This window comes from Thermosynechococcus sp. OHK43 (genome assembly GCF_014466085.1).
Lineage (GTDB): Bacteria > Cyanobacteriota > Cyanobacteriia > Thermosynechococcales > Thermosynechococcaceae > Thermosynechococcus.
Genome location: NZ_JACOMP010000172.1, coordinates 1 through 4289 on the forward strand (window position 1 = coordinate 1; position 4289 = coordinate 4289).

The following is a 4289-nucleotide window of genomic DNA, read 5'->3' on the forward strand; positions in this document are numbered from 1 at the left end:
GCATTGGCCAAGGCGGTGGCATCCTGAGGCGGTACCAGTAACCCCGTTTCCCCGGGAATTACCGTGAATTGCAGACCCCCAACAGCGGAAGCAATCACCGGCGTCCCACAGGCCATTGCTTCAATGGCCACCAAGCCAAAGGGTTCATAGTAGCTGGGCACAACGCAGACATTGGCAGCACTGTAGTAGACCGCCAAGCGCTCGTGGTCAATTTGTCCCACAAAGGTGACGCGATCGCCCAAGTTATACTCCTGCACCAATCCTTCAATGCGCCGCCGTTCGGCACCATCGCTGCGCTGCGGATCACTCCCCCCCACAAGCAGTAACCGCCCTTGGGGTACCTGAGCCATTGCTGCCACCAGCGTTTCAATCCCTTTGCGACGATCAAAGCGACCCACATAGAGAACAATCGGCTCATCAGCCGGCAAACTCAGTTGGGTACGGGCATCGGCGACGGGGTAAAAGAGATTCAAATTGGTCCCACAGGGAATCAGGCGTGTTTGCCCTGCCTTGGAGACCCAACGCCGCAGATAGGCTTCCTCTTGGGGGCTAGTCACAATCACGCAGTCAGCATTTTCAAGGATGGCTTTTTCGACCATGAGGCGGGTTTCATCCCGTTGGGCTTGCTCAGAAGCCACCTGATATTTGACAACCCCCAAGGAGTGGTAGGTGTGTAGCCATTGAAAATTCAATACCTGACGCAACTGCCAACCCACCCAGCCGGAGAGCCAGTAATTGGTGTGGATCAGCGGATAGCCATACTTGGCATGGTAGGCCTTGAAGGCTTCGACAAACTTGGGTAGGGTCTCAAAGAGCTTTTCCCGAGGAATATAGTTCAGAGGGCCTGCCTCTAGGCGAATGGTGCGACAGTGGGGGCTGTGCTCAATCACATCGGGGTCATCGGGATGGATTTTGCGGGTAAACATATCCACGTGCCACCCGGCTGCCGCTAGGGCTTCCCCCAATTGCCGTACATAGATATTTTGACCACCGGCGGATTCATGGCCGACATCAGCGGCGGGATCCCCATGAACAGAAATCAAGGCAATGGGTTGACGGGCAGGTACCTGCGGCTGGGACATGGCAAAGGCCCGAGGAAGTGTATTTTTTGCTGTACGGGTTGATAATGCTTGCATAAATACACCTTTTGAATAGCGGTCAAAGAAAGACTTTTGCAAAGGGTTTAGGGGGACACCTAACTGGCTAGCAGTTCAATTGTTCCCCTACGATGTCCATTATGGACAAAGGTATTGGCGACAACGGTATCATAGACTGCTTCATACTCGCTCACCATCCGCTCAACACTGAACCGCTGCCAAACGTAGTCTCGACAGGCCCTGCGGTCCAGTTGCGGCACTTGGGCAACGGCAGCAACACAGTCTTCGACGGAGTGACAGAGGAAACCAGTTTTACCATGCTCAATGACTTCGGGGGCTGCTCCCTTGGCGATCGCCACCACTGGCGTACCCGCTGCCATGGATTCAATCATGACCAGGCCAAAGGGTTCTTGCCACGTAATCGGAAAGAGCATGGCGATCGCCCCCCCAAGGAGGGCATTCTTAGTCGGATGATCCGCCTCGCCGATGAACTGGATAAATTCACCATCAATGTGGGGTTCAATCAATTCCTTGAAGTAGTCGCGATCGACCCGGTCCACTTTGCCTGCTATCCGCAGCGGAATACCCACCCGTTTGGCAATTTCAATGGCATGGTGAGGGCCTTTTTCGGGAGAAAGCCGTCCCAAGAAGGCCAGATAGGGCGGATCGCTGGGCTGGGGATAGAAGTGATGGGTTTCCACGGCAATGGCGTTATAAACCGTGGCAAGGTAGTTCAAGTCCCGTAGTTGCCGCTGGGAATGGGAAATACTGACGTAGTTTTGGTTGCGATATTGGCTGAAAATGCGCTCATTATCCGTCGTAAAGCGACCATGGAGGGTGTGAACAACCGGTGTCTTCACTAGACTGGCGTAGGGCAAAGCTGTATAGCCCACATGGGAATGGATGACATCAAATTCATCGGCGCGACTAAAGACCTCTCCCAGTTGAAGAGCTTCATAGACGGCATATTCTTGCACATTGGGATCAAGGCGAATGGCGTGGGGATAGGTAGAAACCAATTTGGCTTGGGTAATTGAATCACCACTGGCAAACAGGGTGACCTCGTGCCCTCGCTTGACTAATTCTTCCGTGAGCAGACTCACCACCAACTCCACACCCCCGTAGGCTGGCGGCGGTACCCGTTCCCACAGGGGGGCAATTTGAGCAATGCGCATACAAGCCTCCTCGAACAATACGGTTCGTCACCGATGCCTTGATGCTAATCGCGCGATTGACTCAGTAGCATGGCTGCCTCAACGGTACGCAATCTCATTGAGAAAGACCAAGGGGGTAAATCCCTACCTGAAACTTCGGAAATCCGTACTATTATTTGTTATTATCGCTACATTTTGTTAGTTTAAGGCGTGATAAAATCTACTATTTAACTTTGAGTTTTCTCAGAGAAGAGTAATTTTCTTGATCAGAGAAAAAGGTATCCTGAAAAGACTCCTCTGATCGCTATTCTATGAACAGGCGTTGTCCACTTTGCACTTCCTAAAATTTTAGTCGCAATCGTTCATGGATATTCAACTGATTCAACTTTTTGTTAATGGCTTGGCGGTGGGGAGTATTATTGCCCTTGCAGCCGTGGGTTTAACGCTCACGTTTGGGATTTTGCGCCTCCCCAACTTTGCCCATGGTGATTTCATGACGGTGGGAGCCTACCTGACATTGGTAGCCAATGCAACAGGACTGAATATTTGGCTCTCAATGGTGATTGGGGGATTGGGGACGGCGGGGTTGATGCTCCTGAGTGAGAAGCTCCTGTGGCAGCCGATGCGCGATCGCCGCGCAACCTCAACAACTCTGATTATTATTTCCATTGGTCTTTCATTTCTGCTGCGCAATGCCGTGATTCTCCTTTGGGGCAGTGAAAACCAAACCTATCGGCTACCAGTCATGCCTGCCCTTGATTTTTGGGGTGTGAAAATTATTTACTCGAAGGTGATTGTAATGATTTTGGCGGTGGTGGCGATCGCCACTGTGCATTTGCTCCTACAACGCACCAAGGTAGGCAAAGCCATGCGAGCTGTAGCTGATGATCTCGACTTGGCGCGGGTTTCTGGGATTGATGTTGAGTGGGTGGTGCTGTGTACTTGGCTCTTGGCAGGGGTGCTCACGGGGGCGGCTGGGGGTCTCTATGGCCTGATGACCGCTGTGCGGCCAACCATGGGTTGGTTTTTGATCTTGCCCCTTTTTGCCAGTGTGATTCTTGGTGGCATTGGCAATCCCTACGGGGCGATCGCTGGCGCCTTGATTATTGGTGTTGCTCAAGAGATGAGTACACTAATAATCCCTTCTGAATACAAGCTGGCTGTTGCCCTCGTGATCATGATGGCGGTGCTTTTAGTGCGGCCCCAAGGGCTATTTCGTGGCACACTCAGTTAGCGTTCCTAGGAGAAGTCCCCTGAACCTTTACACCCTTGAAACCCTTGTTGCTGCTATCAATGCTGCGCCTCAAGATTGGCGTCCTTTGGTATTGACCAATGGTTGTTTTGACCTGATCCATGCGGGTCATGTGCGCTATCTAAGGGCAGCCCGTGCCCTGGGCAAACGCTTGGTGGTGGGCTTGAATAGCGATCGCTCGGTGGCAGCCCTCAAGCCAAAACGGCCAATTATTCCCGAACAGCAGCGGGCAGAGGTGCTTGCTAGTTTACGATCAGTAGATGCGGTGGTGCTATTTAGCGATCGCACTGCCACAACCCTGATCGAGGTTCTCCAACCGGAGATCTACGTCAAGGGGGGCGATTACCAACTGGAGACCCTACCAGAAGCAGCGGCTGTGCAGCGCTATGGTGGTCGCATTGAATTCATTCAAGTAGAGGTTCCCAGTTCAACAACGGCGATTGTCCAACGCATTTTAGAGTTGCATGGGGAGGAGTCACCGAGCGCATGGTCACCACAGAACCAGCCTTAGCCGATTTACGGGAGCAGTTGTACAACGGTAACGAAAAGTCCCAACTGGCCGCCATTACCACCCTGAGTACGGCAGGCAGTGAAGGTTATCACCTCCTACAGGAGTTCCTCAAAGACAGTGCCACCTTTTCCCCCCCATCCGCCCCTTGGATTCGCGGTCAAGCTTATCGTCTTCTATTCCAGAGCCCAGAAGCTTCTGTTCAAGCCTTTTTACAACAACACTATCCCCAAGGAGTGATTCCGCTGCGCTCCGATCGCGGGGTGGACTATCAAGAA

General features: G+C 52.6%; 5 protein-coding genes. 3 read left to right on the forward strand and 2 right to left on the reverse strand.

Annotation, left to right across the window (positions count from 1 at the left end; all coding sequences use genetic code 11):
• Both H8Q75_RS07225 and H8Q75_RS07230 read right to left on the reverse strand, forming a co-directional pair.
• A partial coding sequence (locus H8Q75_RS07225) for a glycosyltransferase family 1 protein (RefSeq protein WP_297041000.1) occupies positions 1–1136 on the reverse strand: 1136 nt, incomplete at its 3' end.
• 59 nt (positions 1137–1195) lie between these two features.
• On the reverse strand, positions 1196–2272 hold the full coding sequence (locus H8Q75_RS07230) for a glycosyltransferase family 4 protein (protein ID WP_024124678.1): 1077 nt from the start codon (positions 2270–2272) through the stop codon (positions 1196–1198).
• A gap of 343 nt (positions 2273–2615) precedes the next feature.
• Here H8Q75_RS07230 and H8Q75_RS07235 point away from each other — a divergent pair, with 343 nt between their 5' ends.
• The 3 genes from H8Q75_RS07235 to H8Q75_RS07245 form a co-directional block, all read left to right on the forward strand.
• Positions 2616–3485 carry a branched-chain amino acid ABC transporter permease gene (locus H8Q75_RS07235; RefSeq protein ID WP_024124677.1) on the forward strand — a complete coding sequence of 290 codons (870 nt, stop codon included), beginning with the start codon at positions 2616–2618 and terminating at the stop codon, positions 3483–3485.
• Positions 3469–4014, forward strand: coding sequence for a D-glycero-beta-D-manno-heptose 1-phosphate adenylyltransferase (gene rfaE2 / locus H8Q75_RS07240; RefSeq protein ID WP_024124676.1), 546 nt, complete (start codon positions 3469–3471; stop codon positions 4012–4014). The genes H8Q75_RS07235 and rfaE2 overlap by 17 nt, the downstream gene beginning before the upstream one ends.
• On the forward strand, positions 3990–4289 hold a 300-nt coding region (locus H8Q75_RS07245), incomplete at its 3' end, for a GUN4 N-terminal ARM-like repeat domain-containing protein (protein ID WP_297041001.1). The genes rfaE2 and H8Q75_RS07245, both read left to right, overlap by 25 nt.

Excerpts from the sequence above, each read along its gene's own strand:
- H8Q75_RS07230 (WP_024124678.1), bottom strand. The coding sequence starts at position 2,272 with ATGCGCATTGCTCAAATTGCCCCCCTGTGGGAACGGGTACCGCCGCCA.
- H8Q75_RS07235 (WP_024124677.1), top strand. The coding sequence starts at position 2,616 with ATGGATATTCAACTGATTCAACTTTTTGTTAATGGCTTGGCGGTGGGG.